This is a genomic window from Anaerorhabdus sp., from assembly GCF_036657415.1.
Classification (GTDB): domain Bacteria; phylum Bacillota_I; class Bacilli_A; order Erysipelotrichales; family Erysipelotrichaceae; genus Anaerorhabdus.
Genome location: NZ_JAVXGL010000045.1, coordinates 1 through 15,785 on the forward strand (window position 1 = coordinate 1; position 15,785 = coordinate 15,785).

20 protein-coding genes are annotated in these 15,785 nt (G+C 30.6%); 17 read left to right on the forward strand and 3 right to left on the reverse strand.

Going from position 1 to position 15,785, the window contains the following annotated elements; translation table 11 throughout:
• The 5 genes from RSB60_RS07380 to RSB60_RS07400 form a co-directional block, all read left to right on the forward strand.
• Window positions 1-1,272: ABC transporter permease (locus tag RSB60_RS07380; protein WP_332615475.1), on the forward strand; the 1,272-nt coding region annotated here is incomplete at its 5' end.
• Window positions 1,273-1,523: 251 nt separating this feature from the next.
• Window positions 1,524-1,997: an RNA polymerase sigma factor gene (locus RSB60_RS07385; protein WP_323381462.1), complete on the forward strand. Its 474-nt coding sequence runs from the start codon at window positions 1,524-1,526 to the stop codon at window positions 1,995-1,997.
• Complete coding sequence (locus tag RSB60_RS07390) at window positions 1,981-2,919, forward strand: DUF4825 domain-containing protein (protein WP_332615477.1); 939 nt, start codon at window positions 1,981-1,983, stop codon at window positions 2,917-2,919. Before RSB60_RS07385 ends, RSB60_RS07390 begins: the two co-directional genes overlap by 17 nt.
• A 173-nt stretch (window positions 2,920-3,092) precedes the next feature.
• Window positions 3,093-3,632 (forward strand): flavodoxin family protein, encoded by a 540-nt coding sequence (locus RSB60_RS07395; protein WP_332615479.1) that lies wholly within the window; start codon window positions 3,093-3,095, stop codon window positions 3,630-3,632.
• A 128-nt stretch (window positions 3,633-3,760) separates the two neighbouring features.
• The gene (locus RSB60_RS07400; protein WP_332615481.1) at window positions 3,761-5,059 is read left to right on the forward strand and encodes a GGDEF domain-containing protein; all 1,299 of its coding nucleotides are present in this window, start codon (window positions 3,761-3,763) and stop codon (window positions 5,057-5,059) included.
• A 109-nt stretch (window positions 5,060-5,168) separates the two neighbouring features.
• Here the strand turns inward: RSB60_RS07400 and RSB60_RS07405 are convergent, their stop codons facing one another.
• Entirely contained in the window at window positions 5,169-6,044 is an 876-nt protein-coding gene (locus tag RSB60_RS07405; protein WP_323381466.1) for a LysR family transcriptional regulator, read from the reverse strand.
• A gap of 134 nt (window positions 6,045-6,178) precedes the next feature.
• Here RSB60_RS07405 and RSB60_RS07410 point away from each other — a divergent pair, with 134 nt between their 5' ends.
• From RSB60_RS07410 to RSB60_RS07465, 11 genes are all read left to right on the forward strand, one after another.
• Window positions 6,179-6,418 (forward strand): hypothetical protein, encoded by a 240-nt coding sequence (locus RSB60_RS07410; protein WP_323381467.1) that lies wholly within the window; start codon window positions 6,179-6,181, stop codon window positions 6,416-6,418.
• On the forward strand, window positions 6,415-7,203 hold the full coding sequence (locus RSB60_RS07415) for a transporter substrate-binding domain-containing protein (RefSeq protein ID WP_332615484.1): 789 nt from the start codon (window positions 6,415-6,417) through the stop codon (window positions 7,201-7,203). The genes RSB60_RS07410 and RSB60_RS07415 overlap by 4 nt, the downstream gene beginning before the upstream one ends.
• A gap of 3 nt (window positions 7,204-7,206) precedes the next feature.
• The gene (locus tag RSB60_RS07420) at window positions 7,207-7,869 is read left to right on the forward strand and encodes an amino acid ABC transporter permease (protein WP_323381469.1); all 663 of its coding nucleotides are present in this window, start codon (window positions 7,207-7,209) and stop codon (window positions 7,867-7,869) included.
• 7 nt (window positions 7,870-7,876) lie between these two features.
• Window positions 7,877-8,635: an amino acid ABC transporter ATP-binding protein gene (locus RSB60_RS07425; RefSeq protein WP_332475121.1), complete on the forward strand. Its 759-nt coding sequence runs from the start codon at window positions 7,877-7,879 to the stop codon at window positions 8,633-8,635.
• Window positions 8,625-9,113: a cyclophilin-like fold protein gene (locus RSB60_RS07430; RefSeq protein ID WP_332475122.1), complete on the forward strand. Its 489-nt coding sequence runs from the start codon at window positions 8,625-8,627 to the stop codon at window positions 9,111-9,113. Before RSB60_RS07425 ends, RSB60_RS07430 begins: the two co-directional genes overlap by 11 nt.
• Window positions 9,114-9,276: 163 nt before the next feature.
• Window positions 9,277-10,080: a CPBP family intramembrane glutamic endopeptidase gene (locus RSB60_RS07435; RefSeq protein ID WP_332615488.1), complete on the forward strand. Its 804-nt coding sequence runs from the start codon at window positions 9,277-9,279 to the stop codon at window positions 10,078-10,080.
• Between the two features lie 87 nt (window positions 10,081-10,167).
• Window positions 10,168-10,749, forward strand: coding sequence for a putative immunity protein (locus RSB60_RS07440; protein ID WP_323381473.1), 582 nt, complete (start codon window positions 10,168-10,170; stop codon window positions 10,747-10,749).
• An 11-nt stretch (window positions 10,750-10,760) separates the two neighbouring features.
• On the forward strand, window positions 10,761-11,477 hold the full coding sequence (locus tag RSB60_RS11465) for a DUF3781 domain-containing protein (protein ID WP_442879656.1): 717 nt from the start codon (window positions 10,761-10,763) through the stop codon (window positions 11,475-11,477).
• 54 nt (window positions 11,478-11,531) lie between these two features.
• Window positions 11,532-12,080 carry a beta-class carbonic anhydrase gene (locus RSB60_RS07455; protein WP_332615491.1) on the forward strand — a complete coding sequence of 183 codons (549 nt, stop codon included), beginning with the start codon at window positions 11,532-11,534 and terminating at the stop codon, window positions 12,078-12,080.
• A gap of 156 nt (window positions 12,081-12,236) precedes the next feature.
• Window positions 12,237-13,607: an MATE family efflux transporter gene (locus RSB60_RS07460; protein ID WP_323381475.1), complete on the forward strand. Its 1,371-nt coding sequence runs from the start codon at window positions 12,237-12,239 to the stop codon at window positions 13,605-13,607.
• A 106-nt stretch (window positions 13,608-13,713) separates the two neighbouring features.
• A complete protein-coding gene (locus RSB60_RS07465) occupies window positions 13,714-14,298 on the forward strand; it encodes a histidine phosphatase family protein (RefSeq protein ID WP_332615493.1) in 585 nt (194 codons plus the stop codon).
• Window positions 14,299-14,304: 6 nt separating this feature from the next.
• Here the strand turns inward: RSB60_RS07465 and RSB60_RS07470 are convergent, their stop codons facing one another.
• Complete coding sequence (locus tag RSB60_RS07470; RefSeq protein ID WP_332615495.1) at window positions 14,305-14,691, reverse strand: rhodanese-like domain-containing protein; 387 nt, start codon at window positions 14,689-14,691, stop codon at window positions 14,305-14,307.
• Window positions 14,688-14,873 carry a DUF362 domain-containing protein gene (locus RSB60_RS07475; RefSeq protein WP_332475129.1) on the reverse strand — a complete coding sequence of 62 codons (186 nt, stop codon included), beginning with the start codon at window positions 14,871-14,873 and terminating at the stop codon, window positions 14,688-14,690. Before RSB60_RS07475 ends, RSB60_RS07470 begins: the two co-directional genes overlap by 4 nt.
• Window positions 14,874-15,024: 151 nt before the next feature.
• Here RSB60_RS07475 and RSB60_RS07480 point away from each other — a divergent pair.
• Window positions 15,025-15,785 (forward strand): L-lactate dehydrogenase (locus RSB60_RS07480; RefSeq protein WP_332615498.1); only part of this gene is annotated, 761 nt, incomplete at its 3' end.

Sequence of the window (15,785 nt, forward strand, 5' to 3'; positions counted from 1 at the left end):
ATTGAAAATATTAAACTAGCGATTATTTCATTAAGAGCAAACAAGTTACGAGCACTTCTTACGATGTTGGGAATTATTATTGGTGTTGGTTCAGTTATTGCGATTGTCACAATTGGTGATGCCATGACAGGGAACATAAATTCTGAATGGGCAGGGTTTGGAGCAAAAAATATTTCGATTCAAGTGTCAGACAGAAATTCAAATAATTTTGATCCTAGTTTTGATTATAGTAATTATGAATGGAGTGAACCCAAACAAAGTGAATTGATTACAGAAAAAATGGTGGAAGATTATAGACAGAAATACTCATCTAGCATTGAAGCAATTACAATTACAAATACCCTTTCTACAATTCGATTTACAAATGGGCGGTATAAGGTGAATGCTGAAGTTATAGGAGTTAATCCTGATGCCAAAATATCTGATAAAATCCAAATGATTGCAGGTGAATTTATTACCACAAATGACATTTCAAACAAGAAAAAAACGATTGTTGTTTCTGATAGATTTGTTCAAGAATATTATGGAAACCGTATTGATCCTAAAGATGCAATTGGAAATACAATTATCTTAGATAAAGAGAATAAAATAGAAAAGCTCTATATTAGTGGTGTATATAGATACCAAGAACAAGATGGAACAATGGTTTACAATAAAGACTCTGGAACAAAAGCATACATTCCTTATTCACTAGCTTATCAAATACAGGATAGTTCGATTGGATTTAAAAACCTAACAGTTGTACCGCGAGAAGAAGTGGATGCCAAAGAGTTTCTTATTTCTACTAGCGCATACTTTGAATCTTATTATGTAAGTAATGAGAAAATAACTGCAGTAACGAGCAGTATGGCAAGTATGTTGAAATCAATGAATAAAATGTTGGATCAAATTAAATTAGGAATAGGTGGCGTAGCTGCGATTAGTTTACTTGTTGGCGGAATTGGTGTTATGAATATAATGATGGTATCCGTGACTGAAAGAACAAGAGAAATTGGAATACGGATGGCTTTAGGTGCAAAAGGAAGTATCATTCGTTTTCAATTCCTAGTTGAGGCGATGATGGTTAGTCTTTGTGGCGGAATTATTGGAATTGTTATGGGATTATCAATAGGAGCAATTGTGGCCAATGTAATGAAATACCAAGCAAAACCTTCATTATTTGTTATATTAAGTTCAGTTTTATTCTCTTTGGCAATTGGTATGTTTTTTGGATATATGCCTGCAAATAAGGCAAGTCAACTAGATCCAATTGAAGCATTGAGATATGAATAGAATAAAGAGAAAATCAATGTGGATTTTCTCTTTTTCAATTATTAAATATAATGAGTTACTAGTTGATACTGACAATAAATTTGTGAGTGATAGATTAATTTAATATTAATTTTCACCGAATTAAGATATTGATCCTATTAAGTGAGGGTTTTTCTCATAATTATGTTATATTTGATATGATTTTAATAAAAAATAAAAAAGTTTGTAACGTTTCTTAGTTAATTAACACATATTAGGTGAGGGGGGAGATAATGGAACAGTTAAATCAAAGTTACGAAGAAATATATCAATCTTATGCGAAACTGGTCTATGGTTTTCTACTGAAAAAATGTCATAGACATGATCTTGCAGAAGATTTGACTCAAGAGACTTTTGTAATTGCCTTAGAAAAATTAGATACTTATGATCATTCCTGTAAAATCAGCACATGGTTATGTGGCATTGCAAATAACTTGCTTCGACAAGAATTTAGAAAAGAAAAAGAAATTGAACTAAATGAAGATATCATAACTGAAAATATTGACTGGGATTGTGTAGATATTTTGAAGAAAGTTCATGAATTATCAGAACCTTATCGTGAAGTTATGTATTTAAGATTGACTGCAAATTTATCATTTTCACAAATTGGTGAAATTATGGATAAAAGTGAAAATTGGGCAAGAGTAACTTTCTATAGAGGAAAAACGAGAATAAAGGAGGCCATTGAAGATGAAACTACCATGTAGCATTATTAGAGAAATATTACCTAATTATGTTGATAATTGTTGTGAAGAAGAAGCATCTATTTTAGTAAAAGAACATCTAGATGAATGTGATGAATGTAGACAAATATATACAGAAATGATACGTCCAATTAAGCATGCGAAGGATACTAATATTGACTATTTAAAAAGAGTAAAACAAAAAAACAGAAGGAAAATATTAATTTCTATTAGTATTGTTATACTTTTGTTTGCGTCATTCCTATTACTTAAATCATATGTATTTGGAGTAAATTCAAATGATGTTTCTATCAAAGGAAATATTGTTGTAGATAATGGGGTTATACAATATACTGTAAAACCCAATCAACCTGGCGTAATAATAAAAAATTATCATATTGAAAATACTAATTTAAATTACAAAAAGATAACATATACTTTAGTTAAATCATTTAGTTCAGAATACTTAGAGAGTACAATCATAATACCCTTATCAAGTATTGATGATTTAGTAAAAATCGATAATGTAATTATTGAGTCTAAAACAGGTCAAATGTATACAGAACCATTTATTTCATTAATCGATAATCGTATTAAATATGTAGGTGATAATGTAGGGGTTCATAATTTACTAGAGATTGTCGGTATTAACAATTTAAGTTATGATGGTAATCCATTAATGATGATTGATAAGAGTGGATATACGATTCAACTGAAAACCTCTAGTGAACCATATGCAATTAAAGTGATTTATAATAATGAAGTGAAGCAAGAAGCCATTCCTGACTTAAAAATAAAGGCAGAGCTTGTACTTTCAGCAATCGATAATTGCAATACCATGATTTTTGAAGATTCAACAGGTGAAATTTTGCAAGTTAATTTCAAAGATAAGTTTGATAGCTATTTTGAAATTCAAGACTATTATCTAAAACAATCTATAAATTAGAACTGTATGAAGAAAATTAACTAGTTTTAAATTATGAAATATGTGTGTGATTGTTTTATAAAAGGTTCCATAAATATGGAATCTTCTATTTTGAATATGTTTCTACTTCTAACTGTACTTTTTTCAATACTATGGTAAAATCTTAAACAATATATAAAAAAGGAGATATTTCAATGAATGCTCTAATTATGAATTGTAGTCCAGTTAAAGATGGTGCAACCGCAGCAATTGTCGATAAAGTTACCGCTAATTTGCAACAGCGATATGAGGTGAAGAAGTCTTGTATAAATGATTTCAATATAAAATTTTGTATAGGGTGTCGTTTTTGTCATCAAACTGCCATATGCAGACAAAGCGATGATACAGAAAAAGTAATGGATTTATTTGAATGGGCACATGTAATTGTTTTAGTATCTCCTTCGTATTGGGCGGATATCCCAGGACAGTTTAAAGTTTTTATTGATCGATGTACACCATGGTGTAATACTCACAACCCACATGCCACCATTAGCAAAGGAAAAAAGGGTTATAGTATTGCGTTAAGAACAGGTCCAAGCGTAGGAGAATGTCATGGAATAATTCAAACCATTGAACATTTTTATGGACATTTGGAAATTGAATCAAAAGCTAGTCTGGCTTTGTGTGGTATTGAATTTAGGAAAGATGTTTTATCTAGAGAAAATGAAATAAACAAATTTTGTGAAATAATATAGGTATTAGATTCTAACAAGAAATTAATAACCAAAATTTCAGAGAAATTAGAGGTGCAAAAGTTAAAATAAGTAGTACAATGTAAATAATGAATATTTGCTTTATATAATTTATTATCGGAGGAAAAATCATGAGTTTGCAAAAAACAGAGTTTCTAATAAAATCATTAGAAACTTTATTTAAAACTTCAGAAGATTTGCTGTTCATAAAAGACGCAAATTTGACATATATTAATTGCTCACTTTCTTTTGCAATGCTTGTAAATAAGAAATCAGCAGAAGAAGTAATCGGAAGAACAGATTTTGATTTGTTTGATCATGAACTTGCAAAACGATATATCGAAGATGATAAATCACTTATGGAAAGTGAAGTGTCTATTGTTAATAATATTGAACCAATTCCTGATGAAAATGGTAGAAAAAAATATTCTTCGACAAGTAAACATCTTATTCGTGATGATGATAATAGTGTTATTGGGATATTAGGAATTGCTCGTGATGTTACTGCACAAATAGAATTAGAAGAAGAGAAAGAAAAAAGTGAACTTTCTACAACAATGTTTAAAGATATCCTTGAAGCTGATTTAATGAAAAATCAAATGATACGTGCTGAAGGTGATTTGTGGAAAAACTTGATAAAAAATTATGAACGAGTTGATTTTTCTAAAATGGTTAGCTTAATATCAACAGGGTATATTCATGAAGATTATGTAGAGGAGTTCAATTTGTTTTATGATTTGAATCATTTAATAGATAACTATAATCGTGGAATCAAAGAATTTAGTCATATTACATTTATGCGTACTGATAATAAAGATTATCGTTGGATTGAGTTTAAATCAAAAATGTATATGAGTAAAGTCACTAATTCTTTACGACTTGTTTCTTTTTTGCAAGACTCTGATGAAGAAATTAAATTAAAACAGAGATTAACTGCTAAAGCACAACATGATGACTTGACAGATTTGTTGAATCGACAAAGTATGAAGGATAAAATTAATGAATGCTTACTTGATAATCCAAATCAAAGTAATGCTTTATTATTCATTGACTTAGATTTCTTTAAAAATATTAATGATACATATGGTCATCTTTTTGGAGATGAGATTTTGATTAGTGCAGCACAAAAACTAAAAGAGTCATTCCCTAATGAATTGGTTGGTAGAATAGGTGGTGATGAATTCATTGTTTTAGTAGAAGATGTAACAGATATTGAAAAAGTAAAGCAACAAGCAGAAAATATTGTCTCGCTTCTCAAAATACATAGTGATAATGGGGATATACTGGTAACGTGTAGTGTAGGTATAACATTGTTTACATATGGTGGTGATTTTGATCAAGTGCTTGATCAAGCTGATAAAGCAATGTATCATGCAAAGCAAAAAGGAAGAAATCAAGTTTCATTTTATTTGGAAGATTCTTTAAGATAGTGATTAAGTTTGAAACTATAAATACTACATATATATAAAATACCTCAATGAACAATTGATTCAGTTCATTGAGGTATTTTTATATGGTCTATGAAGTTTTAAGATAATTTTAGAACTTTTGTTGAAGTGCAATAATAAATTTTTCAGTTGCTTTAGAAAACACCTGATATTTCTTCCAAACAATATTTAGGCTAATGTTTAATTTAGGTGATAAGGGTTTAAAACAAAGATTACTATTTCCAGAAGTATTTATGATTTTGTCGATTGTTATGCAATAACCCATTCCTTCGTCCACCATTAATGAGGCATTAAATATTAAGTTATAGGTAGCTACTATATTAAGATCATTGCTATCTTTTCTTAACCAAAGAGGAATACCATGTTGCTTTATCGCCTGGCGCGATACGATTAATGGCTTATCCCACAAATCTTCTGGTGTTATAACATCTTTTTTTGCAAGAATGGAATCTTTTCTCATTAAAACACCCCAGGTATCGTTGTAGGGTAATTTAATTGCGTCAAATTTTGTAGTGTCTATATCTCCCAATAAAATTCCAAAATCATATATTCCTTTATTCAATTGATCCATGATATCTACTGCATCACCACTAACAATATTGAAGTGAATATGTGGATAATGTTGCTGGAGTTCTTTGGCAGTATTTGTGATGAGTCTCAAACCGTCGGTTTCTCCAGTGCCTATTGTAATATCACCAGCAATAAATTCATCGGATATATTTATTTCATGTTCAGCTTTTCTCACGAGTTCTAAGATTTCCTCTGCGCGTTTTCTTAGAATCATTCCTTCTTCTGTAAGGGTAATTTTACGATTACCACGAATGAGTAGTTGCTTACCAAGTTCATCTTCCATATCTTTCAATTGTCGGGATAATGTAGGTTGAGACAAATGTAATGATTCTGCAGCTGCAGAGATACTTTGTTCACGAGTTACAGCCAAAAAGTATTCAAGTACACGTAGTTCCATTTTATTACCTCCACTTTAAATTTACCCTTGTTTATATATAACTGTCAAGCATGGTAAACTATTTGGTATAAGTATTTGTTATTGATAAATACAGATGTTACTATTACGTCATCAACAGGGAGGACAAGAAAAGAATGGAGAAGAATGCAAAAAAAGAAGTGATAAAACAGAATCTCAAAGATGCTGGATGTGATTCTGAAACGATTGATTCTTTTATGATTTGTAAAGAAAAAGGCACTTCGAAAGAACAAGTGAAATTGTTGGAGAAACATCGAATAAAATTATTAGATAAAGTACATGAAAATCAAAAGTGCATAGATTGCTTGGACTATTTGGTATATCAAATAAATAAGGAAAATGAGGAAGAAAAATGAAAAAATTTAGGATGTTAATTGTAATAAGTTTGTTGATCCTTAGTGGATGTACAAAGGGGAATGATACACAAACTGATACATTACAACAAATAAAAAATAAGAATGAAATTATTATTGCTACTGAAGGAACTTGGCAACCATGGTCATACCATAATGAAGATAATGAATTGGTTGGTTATGATGTAGAATTGGGTCAACTTATCGCTGAAAAACTTGGTGTCAAAGCAACGTTTGTTGAAGCAGAGTGGGATAGTTTATTCGCAGGTCTTGATTCAAAACGTTATGATATTGTAATAAATGGTGTTGAGATTACAGATGAGCGATTAGAAAAATATGATTTTTCTAATCCATATGCTTTCATTAAGACAGCCATTATTGTTAAAAGTGATAATGATGAAATACATTCATATGATGATTTGAGTGGAAAGCAAACAGCAAATACACTTGCAAGTACATATGCTACACTTGCTGAGCATTATGGCGCTACTACTACTGGTGTTGATGATTTAAGTCAAACAATAGAACTTGTTTTACAAAATAGAGTAGATGCAACATTGAATGCTGAAGTGACTTATTATGACTATATGAAAGTTCATCCTGAAGCATCGTTAAAAATAGCTGCCTTAACAGATGAGTCTTCATTAGTATCAATTCCGATGCGTAAAGGACAAGAATCTACTGCATTGAACCAAGAAATAAATAAAATCATTGATGAAATGATTCAATCAGGCGAGTTGTCCCAATTATCAATTAAATATTTCGGCACAGATTTAGTAAGTGAATAGATTATGGATAATCGGATATTAGAAATATTACTCGACTCGTTTTGGAAAATTGCTTTACCAGGACTGACGATGACGATTCCACTTACAATACTTTCATTTACCATAGGTTTATTTATTGCACTTATTGTAGCAATGATTCAAGTATCAAATATAAAAGTGCTTAAGCAAATAGTAAAAGGGTATGTTTGGATTATTAGAGGAACACCTTTATTAGTTCAGCTATACGTTATCTTTTATGGATTACCTAGTTTAGGTATTTTGTTAGAGCCATTTCCAGCAGCCCTTATTGTTTTTTCATTGAGTATAGGTGCCTATGATTCAGAAACGATTAGAGCAGCAATTGAAGCAATTCCAAAAGGGCAATTTGAAGCGGGCTATTGTGTGGGAATGAGTTACATTCAAATACTATTTCGAATTGTATTACCACAAGCATTGCGATCAGCATTCCCACCACTAAGTAATTCTTTGATAAGTTTGGTAAAAGATACTTCTTTAGCATCTAATATTACTATTCTAGAAATGCTTATGGCGACTCAGCGCATTATCGCAAGAACATATGAACCATTTGCACTTTACTGTGAAGTTGGATTAATATATTTGATTATTTGTACGATTCTTTCTAAAATACAACATGTTTTAGAAAATAGATTCAAATTAGAATATTAGGTGAATTATGATAGAAATTAATAAACTGAAAAAATCATTTGGCAAAAATGAAATATTAAAAGATATAAACTTGAAAGTAAATAAGGGTGATGTGATAAGTATTTTAGGACCAAGTGGTTCTGGTAAAACAACATTATTGCGATGTATGAATTATCTATGCAAAGCAGATGCTGGTCAAATGTTTTTTGATGGTAAGAAATACGAGATGAGTGAAGTGAATCATAAAGAAGCGAAGTCTATTCGCATGAGAACAGCTTTTGTATTTCAAGGATATAATTTATTTCGTAATAAAACAGCACTTGAAAATGTGACTGAAGGATTAATAGTTGTAAGAAAAATGAATAAAGAACAAGCAATTGTGTTAGCGAAGCAAGCTCTAGATAAAGTCGGATTGTCGAATCGCTATGATTATTATCCTCATCAACTGTCAGGTGGACAGCAACAACGTGTTGCAATAGCGCGTGCCTTTGTAACTAAACCTGATGTTATTCTTTTTGATGAACCAACTTCAGCACTTGATCCAGAGCTAATTGAAGAAGTTTTGCTTGTTATTCGCCAACTTGCTAATGAAGGAATGACAATGATTATAGTAACTCATGAATTGAATTTCGCAAAAAATGTAAGTAATAGAATAATTTTTATGGATCAAGGTAAAATTATCGAAGAAGGAGTGCCGGATACCATATTTAACACACCACAAGAAGAAAGAACAAAGAAGTTTTTGAAAATGTTTGACGGCAATTTGGGGTATCATAATGAAAATTAGAAAGATAGGTTGTCTAGTTTTATTAGGTATATTGATGACGAGCTGCCAGAATAAAATTGAAGTAGATTTAATACAAGCAAATCAAACAGGTGAGAAAAATGATAGTGAAGGAATAAATGATGATATGAATGTAGAAATTGTTGCTGAAATTAAAGATCAAATCTTTGATGTAATTATCTATGATAATCGTGCTGCTAATGAATTTCTAATGAAGTTACCGCTATCAATAGAAATGAATGATATGAATGGCAATGAGAAATATTATTATCTAGATGAAAGATTAACTGAAGAAGCAGTTCTTCCTAAAAAAGTAAACAAAGGTGATTTGATGTTATTTGGTTCAGAATGTTTGGTTTTATTCTATGAGACATTTAATACAACTTATAGTTATACGCCATTAGGATTTATAGAGAATACCGATAAGTTAGCGGAAGTATTAGGAAATGGAAGTGTAGTAATCACATTCAGGCAACGTTGAATTTCAAATTAAATAAATAAGGTATTTTCGTAAAATTTAATTATCTGTAAAAAAATCTCTATGATAGAGATTTTTTTATATTCCATGTTATGCAAAAGAATAGTGATAACAAAAGTTTTATTTGGTACAATTAAAACTACAAGGACAAATAGAATAGCGAATTATGAAAGATAAAAAAATAGTTGTACAATTTATGTTGTTAACATTTGGTATTGCATACTCTATTTCTGGATTACTGATTTTTTTAAGTCAATATGGATATAAGGTATATAACTGGGTTGATACATTTGAACAATTTATCATGAATGTTCCTTTTTCTCTTTATATTTTATCGCCAGCCATAGCCTCTTATATTGTTTTAAAGAAGAATAATAAAATTGCAAGTTTCAAAGAGTGGCTTGAAACGGTATTTCATTTTCAAAATAGTCTATTCTCGTATTTATTTGTCATATTTGGTTTAGCTATTTATTTTATTTCGCATATCATAGTAACAAAGGATTTTAAATTTGTTCTTCCATTTTATACTTTCTTCTTATCATTACCAGGTAATCTTATTATAGGAGGATTAGAAGAGTCGGGTTGGATGTATGTTTTACAACCCACATTAGATAAAAAATATGGATACGTTGTGGCGTGTTTATATACTGGATTCATTTGGGCGCTATGGCATGTTCCACTGTTTTTTATACCAGGTACAAATCATGGTGATGGGCTTATAAATTTTTGGATGTTTAATATACAAATAATGTCTTTTCGTTTTTTCATGGGGGCAATTTATAAAATATCAGGAAAAGGTTGTGTATTCATGTGTGTTCTATTTCATACAATGTTTAATGCCGTATCACCAATTTTTGGAACAATGACAATGACTTGGCAAGGAACTATATGTGCAAATGCAGTTATTATCGTGATTTCCTTAATCACGGTTAATTTATATAACAGAAGAAAACAAAAGGTACTTTCGTAAATACTATTTTTATAAATTAAAGTAGCTGATAAATTTGAAAATAGCTTATGATATCTTTTTTTGAATTTTAGATATAGAGGAAAAATAATGCTTGAAAATATTGAAGAAAAACTGAAGAAAAAAAATACAATTCTTTTTTCTAGAGAAAGTGAATGTCTACAGGAATTGATTTTTCTTATTCAACAACAAAATCATCGGACATTAGTATTGTGGGCTTTTGAATGCATAAAAGTTCCATTGAAAACTCTTGAAAGAAAATATTCAGAAGAATTTAGAGCACAAAATGCATTTGAAATATGTCAACGATGGGCAAGAGGCGAGGAGAAAATGCCTGCAGCTAAAAGAGCAATTTTGGAGTGTCATGCAGTATGTAAAGAAATAAATGATAAAAGTGATATAGCGCTTTATCATGCAATAGGGCAAGGATTATCGACAATTCATGTAGAGACACATGCAATAGGTTTACCAATCTACGAATTGTCAGCAATCGTATTTAGTCATAAAGAAGATTACGAAATAAAAGTAAAAGAGAAAATTGAATTTTATAAACGTAAAATTGATGAATGCAAAGAGAAAGTAGATCGTAGTGATTTGAAATGGGCAGGATTTTTAATGAAAGATAAGCCGAATAAAGAGAAGTTATTAGCATTAAAAGAGATAGATAATTAAGGAGGTATATAATGTCAAACTATATAATGGATTTACGTAAAATTGTTGGTCATCGAGCACTACTTCAAGTTGGAGCTAGTGTAATTGTCGAAGATAAAGAAGGCAGGATCTTACTTCAAAAAAGAAGAGACAATCATTGTTGGGGATACGCAGGTGGGTCTGTTGAACTTGATGAAGTTGTTGAAGAAGCTGCGAAGCGTGAATTATTTGAAGAAACAGGTTTGATTGCCCATAAACTTGAGTTTTTTGGTGTCTTCTCAGGGAGTCATACGCATTATATTTATCCTAATGGTGATGAAGTGTCCAATGTTGATATTGTGTTCATATGTAGAGAATATTCAGGACAGTTAAGTATGCAAGAATCTGAGGTTGAGGATTTACAATTTTTCCGATTTGATGATTTACCTAAACAAATATCTCCTCCAATCGCAAGAGCTTTAAATCAATGGGTTGAAATTAAAAGTAAAGGAAATTCATTGAGAAATGTTAATGAACTTCTTGAAAATCTCGATAAAATAAAAACTACAGAATTAGGTAAGAAAAGAATTCTAAAAAATTTAGGTCTTAAAGTTAATGATATTATTGCATGGTGCAAAAGTGTTGTATTAAGTGCAGAAAATATAGAATCGTCAGGGAAAAATTGGTATGTCTATAAGGAAGATTATGTCATTACTATCAATGCTTCAAGTTATACAATAATTACTGCGCATCGACAACAAATAAAATAGTTTTAAAAAATTGAAGATATAGTATAAAATATTACTTGTTCAGAGGTGATCTATATGAGTAATATTGAAGAATTAGTAGAATTTAATAAACGGTTTGTAGAAAATAAGGAATATGAGAAATATAAAACAACAAAATATCCAAGCAAGAAAATAGCAATTCTTTCATGCATGGATACAAGACTTACAGAGTTATTACCAGCTGCTTTGAATATTCAAAATGGCGATGTTAAAATGATTAAAAATGCAGGGGCATTAATTAGTAGTCCACTAGGCAGTGTCATGCGAAGTTTAATTATTGCAATTTATGAGTTAGGTGTTGAAGAGATTATGGTCATAAACCACTATGATTGTGGCATGCAAAATATTCATTCTTCATCAATCATTGAAAAAATGCTTGAAAGAGGAATTCAGGAAAAAGATATTGAATTGATGAATTATTTAGGTATGGATATTAAAAAATGGTTGAATGGATTTGATAATCCATGTATTTCAGTAAAAGAAACAGTCCAAAATATAAAATTGCATCCACTTATTCCTAAGGATATAAAAGTATCAGGATTTCTTATTGATCCAGATACAGGAAGATTAGATTTCATTGCGTAGATTACAAAAGTCATTGAAATTGAAATACAGTTTGGTATAATACAAGAGTATTGACGTGACCCATACGTTAATTAACGCTTTGCATAAAACATTGGAAACTATCAGAGTGTAAAAGGAACCCCGGGTTCCTTTTTTGTGTGAAATGGAGGTTTTCGTATGAAAGAAAACAAAATGGGCAGTATGGAAATAAAAAAATTAGTTACTACAATGTCTATTCCAATCATCATCTCAATGTTAGTTCAAGCACTTTATAACATTGTAGATAGTATCTTTATTGCTAGGGTATCTGAATCTGCCCTTACAGCAGTATCTTTGTGTTATCCAATTCAAATGATTTTAGTTGCAGTTGCCTGTGGGACAGGGGTCGGCATAAATGCATTATTGTCGAGAAATTTAGGACTTAAGAAACAAAAAGAGGCAAATCAAGTTGCCGTGCATGGTTTATTCTTGGCAATTGTGAATGGTCTTGTCTTTGCATTAATTGGTTTCTTATTTTCTAAACAGTTTATTCAATTGTTTACGAATGATGCGGAGATTCTAGCAATGGGAATCAGTTATATGCAAATATGTATGATATTTTCATTTGGAATATTTGTTCAAATTACCTATGAAAGAATTATGCAAGCTACAGGAAATCCTGGTTACAACATGGTAGTTCAAGGTGTTGGTGCATTAGTAAATATAATTCTTGATCCAATCTTTATTTTCGGTTATTTTGGTTTCCCAGCAATGGGTGTGACAGGGGCAGCAATTGCGACAGTTATAGGTCAAATCATTGCGATGCTTTTAGGTATCTTTATCACTAAACATAAAGTAAAACTTGTTCAAATTCATGTACGAGAATTCAAAATGGATTTAACTTTAATTAATAGTATTTATAAGATTGCTATTCCTGCAATTCTTATGCAATCAATTATGAGTTTTATGACAGTATTTATGAATATGATTTTGGTTTCTTTTTCAACACTGGCGGTTTCAGTATTTAGTATTTATTTTAAACTTCAACAATTCGTATTTATGGCTGTATCAGGAATTACAAATGCGATTATTCCAATCATATCGTTTAACTATGGAGCTAGACATAAAAATCGTATATTAGAAACAATACATTTCTCATTAATATTGGCGGTAGGAATTATGTTTGTAGGTACCATTGTATTTCAACTTTTCCCAGAGCAATTACTTTATTTATTTAATGCTAGTGAAGATATGTTAATGATTGGAATACCAGCCTTGAGGATTATCAGCATCTCTTTTATCTTTGCGGGAATGTCATTAATTCTTTGTTCAGTTTTCCAAGCGTTAGATCATGGCAAAAATTCTCTAATTGTTACATTACTGCGTCAAATGATAATTTTAGTGCCTTTGACATATGTGTTGGCTCATCAATTTGGTTTGAATATCTCTTGGATTTCATTTCCAATTACAGAGGGTATTTGTTGTATATTAAGTCTATATTATTTGCATAAAGTTAAAAAGGAAACAATTAATAATCTAGATAATGAAGAGGCGTTATTAAACGGATAAAAGATGGGAGATAAGTTCTCATCTTTTTTATAAAGAAAGTTGAATATTTTTGTTTATAGTGTAATATCATATTAGATAAATAAAAATAGGAAGTGTTAGGTAAACTATGAAAACGATATATTTGTTTCGACACACAATCCCACAAGAAAATTCCGGATATCATAATGAAAGTATACCTATTTCAAAACAAGGTATTAGAGAAATGGAAAATTTATTATCGAAATTACATGTTGATTTTAATAATGTTCTTTGTTCACCATATTTAAGAGCGGTACAAACAGCGCAAATAATAAGTTCCAATTATTTTGTTGATGAGCGCTTGCATGAAAGAAGACTAGGTAAGGAAGAAGAACTTACTGATGATTTCTGGATTCGCCAATATTTAGACTATGATTATAAAAATATTGGTGGAGAATCACTAAATGATGTTAGAAAGAGAATGGTAGATGCAATAGACTTCTATTTGAATCGTATTGATGATAGTCAAACAATAGCGATTGTAAGTCATGCTACTGCCATATGTTCATACCTTTTGTCAAATTGTGCAATTGCTGTTACGAATACCGAACGTAAAGAAAGAAGAATTGTTTTTAATGGTAGTATTATTCTAGATGGTAAAATTAAAACACCAAGCTGTTTCAAATTGGTGTTTAATAATGAAAAATTAATTGAAGTTACATACATTGAATAGTTATTTTCAATTTGTAACTATGTTTTCAGTGTAAGGGTAATTATTTATTCCACCTAAATCATAAACATCTTTATATCCCATAGTAATTAGCTTATTTGCAACATTACGGCTACGATTACCGCTTCGACAATAGACGATGATTGTTGTGTCTTTATTTGGAATTTGTGTCTCAATTTCAGTTTCAATATCATAATCAGGGATTAAAATAGAGCCTTGAATATGTTTTTCTTCATATTCTTCAAGAGTACGTACATCAAGTAGAACTACATCTTCAGATGTAGTCATTTTAGCTTGGGCATCCTTAGCAGAGACTGTTTTATAAGTAGTTTGGGTAGTAGAGCAACCAGTGATAAATAAAAGAGTAATGATTGTAAGTTTACTTAATATTTTCATGATTCTAAAACCAATGCTTTCTTAGGACAAAATTTTACACATTTACCACAACGAATACATTTTTCTAAATCAACAATGGGAGCATCAAAATTATTTTGACTTAAAGCATTTACTGGACAAACTCGCATAGCTGGACATTGATGATTTTTAGGGCATCGTTCATTGATAATAACTAATTTCATAATGTTTTCCTCACTTTTTATATTCATAGTATAAATGCAACCACATGGCTTCACTGTGACTTTATCACAATACCATAAAATGGGCATATTAGATTACAAATGAACATCTTTTCGTTAAACTAATAACATAGCTATGAAAGGAAGGAGTGCTATGAAAAAAGATAGAAAAGTTGTATTAGTTGGAACAGGATTTGTTGGAATGAGTATGGCATATTCATTTTTAACTTCAGGTGGAGTTGATGAATTGGTACTTATTGATGTGGATAAAGAAAAAGCGATAGGGGAAGCGATGGATTTGCAACACGGCTTACCTTATGCTCGAAATAAAATGATTATAAAAGCTGGCGATTATTCAGAATGCAGTGATGCAGAAATCGTGGTAATTACTGCAGGTACTGCCCAAAAGCCAGGACAGTCACGTCTAGATATGACTGCAATCAATGCTAAAATAATGAAATCAATAGTAAGCGAAATAATGAAATCAGGTTTTGATGGTGTACTTCTAGTTGCATCCAATCCGGTTGATTTGATGACATATGTTGCATGGAAAACATCTGGATTGCCTCAAAACAGAGTGCTAGGTTCGGGAACAATTTTGGATACTGCACGTTTACGTTATCTAATGAGTGAATATCTAAATGTATCAACCAATAATATTCATGCATATCTTATGGGTGAACATGGTGATTCAAGCTTTGTTCCTTGGACACATGCTTATATAGGTAGTAAAAGTTTGTTAGAAATAATTGATGAAAAAGGGCATGATTTAAATGATTTAAACGACATTTATCATCAAGTTCAACAAGCTGCATATGAGATTATTGATCGTAAAAAAGCAACATATTATGGTATTGGTCTAGCTCTTAATCGATTGGTACTTGCAATTTTAAATGATGAGCATATTATCATGAC

Bases quoted from the DNA above. Each gene is read 5' to 3' on its own strand.
- RSB60_RS07390 (WP_332615477.1), top strand. From the start codon at position 1,981: ATGAAACTACCATGTAGCATTATTAGAGAAATATTACCTAATTATGTT.
- RSB60_RS07415 (WP_332615484.1), top strand. From the start codon at position 6,415: ATGAAAAAATTTAGGATGTTAATTGTAATAAGTTTGTTGATCCTTAGT.
- RSB60_RS07385 (WP_323381462.1), top strand. From the start codon at position 1,524: ATGGAACAGTTAAATCAAAGTTACGAAGAAATATATCAATCTTATGCG.
- RSB60_RS07455 (WP_332615491.1), top strand. From the start codon at position 11,532: ATGAGTAATATTGAAGAATTAGTAGAATTTAATAAACGGTTTGTAGAA.
- RSB60_RS07420 (WP_323381469.1), top strand. From the start codon at position 7,207: ATGGATAATCGGATATTAGAAATATTACTCGACTCGTTTTGGAAAATT.
- RSB60_RS07440 (WP_323381473.1), top strand. From the start codon at position 10,168: ATGCTTGAAAATATTGAAGAAAAACTGAAGAAAAAAAATACAATTCTT.
- RSB60_RS07460 (WP_323381475.1), top strand. From the start codon at position 12,237: ATGAAAGAAAACAAAATGGGCAGTATGGAAATAAAAAAATTAGTTACT.
- RSB60_RS11465 (WP_442879656.1), top strand. From the start codon at position 10,761: ATGTCAAACTATATAATGGATTTACGTAAAATTGTTGGTCATCGAGCA.
- RSB60_RS07395 (WP_332615479.1), top strand. From the start codon at position 3,093: ATGAATGCTCTAATTATGAATTGTAGTCCAGTTAAAGATGGTGCAACC.
- RSB60_RS07400 (WP_332615481.1), top strand. From the start codon at position 3,761: ATGAGTTTGCAAAAAACAGAGTTTCTAATAAAATCATTAGAAACTTTA.
- RSB60_RS07470 (WP_332615495.1), bottom strand. From the start codon at position 14,691: ATGAAAATATTAAGTAAACTTACAATCATTACTCTTTTATTTATCACT.
- RSB60_RS07435 (WP_332615488.1), top strand. From the start codon at position 9,277: ATGAAAGATAAAAAAATAGTTGTACAATTTATGTTGTTAACATTTGGT.
- RSB60_RS07405 (WP_323381466.1), bottom strand. From the start codon at position 6,044: ATGGAACTACGTGTACTTGAATACTTTTTGGCTGTAACTCGTGAACAA.
- RSB60_RS07430 (WP_332475122.1), top strand. From the start codon at position 8,625: ATGAAAATTAGAAAGATAGGTTGTCTAGTTTTATTAGGTATATTGATG.
- RSB60_RS07410 (WP_323381467.1), top strand. From the start codon at position 6,179: ATGGAGAAGAATGCAAAAAAAGAAGTGATAAAACAGAATCTCAAAGAT.
- RSB60_RS07465 (WP_332615493.1), top strand. From the start codon at position 13,714: ATGAAAACGATATATTTGTTTCGACACACAATCCCACAAGAAAATTCC.
- RSB60_RS07425 (WP_332475121.1), top strand. From the start codon at position 7,877: ATGATAGAAATTAATAAACTGAAAAAATCATTTGGCAAAAATGAAATA.
- RSB60_RS07475 (WP_332475129.1), bottom strand. From the start codon at position 14,873: ATGAAATTAGTTATTATCAATGAACGATGCCCTAAAAATCATCAATGT.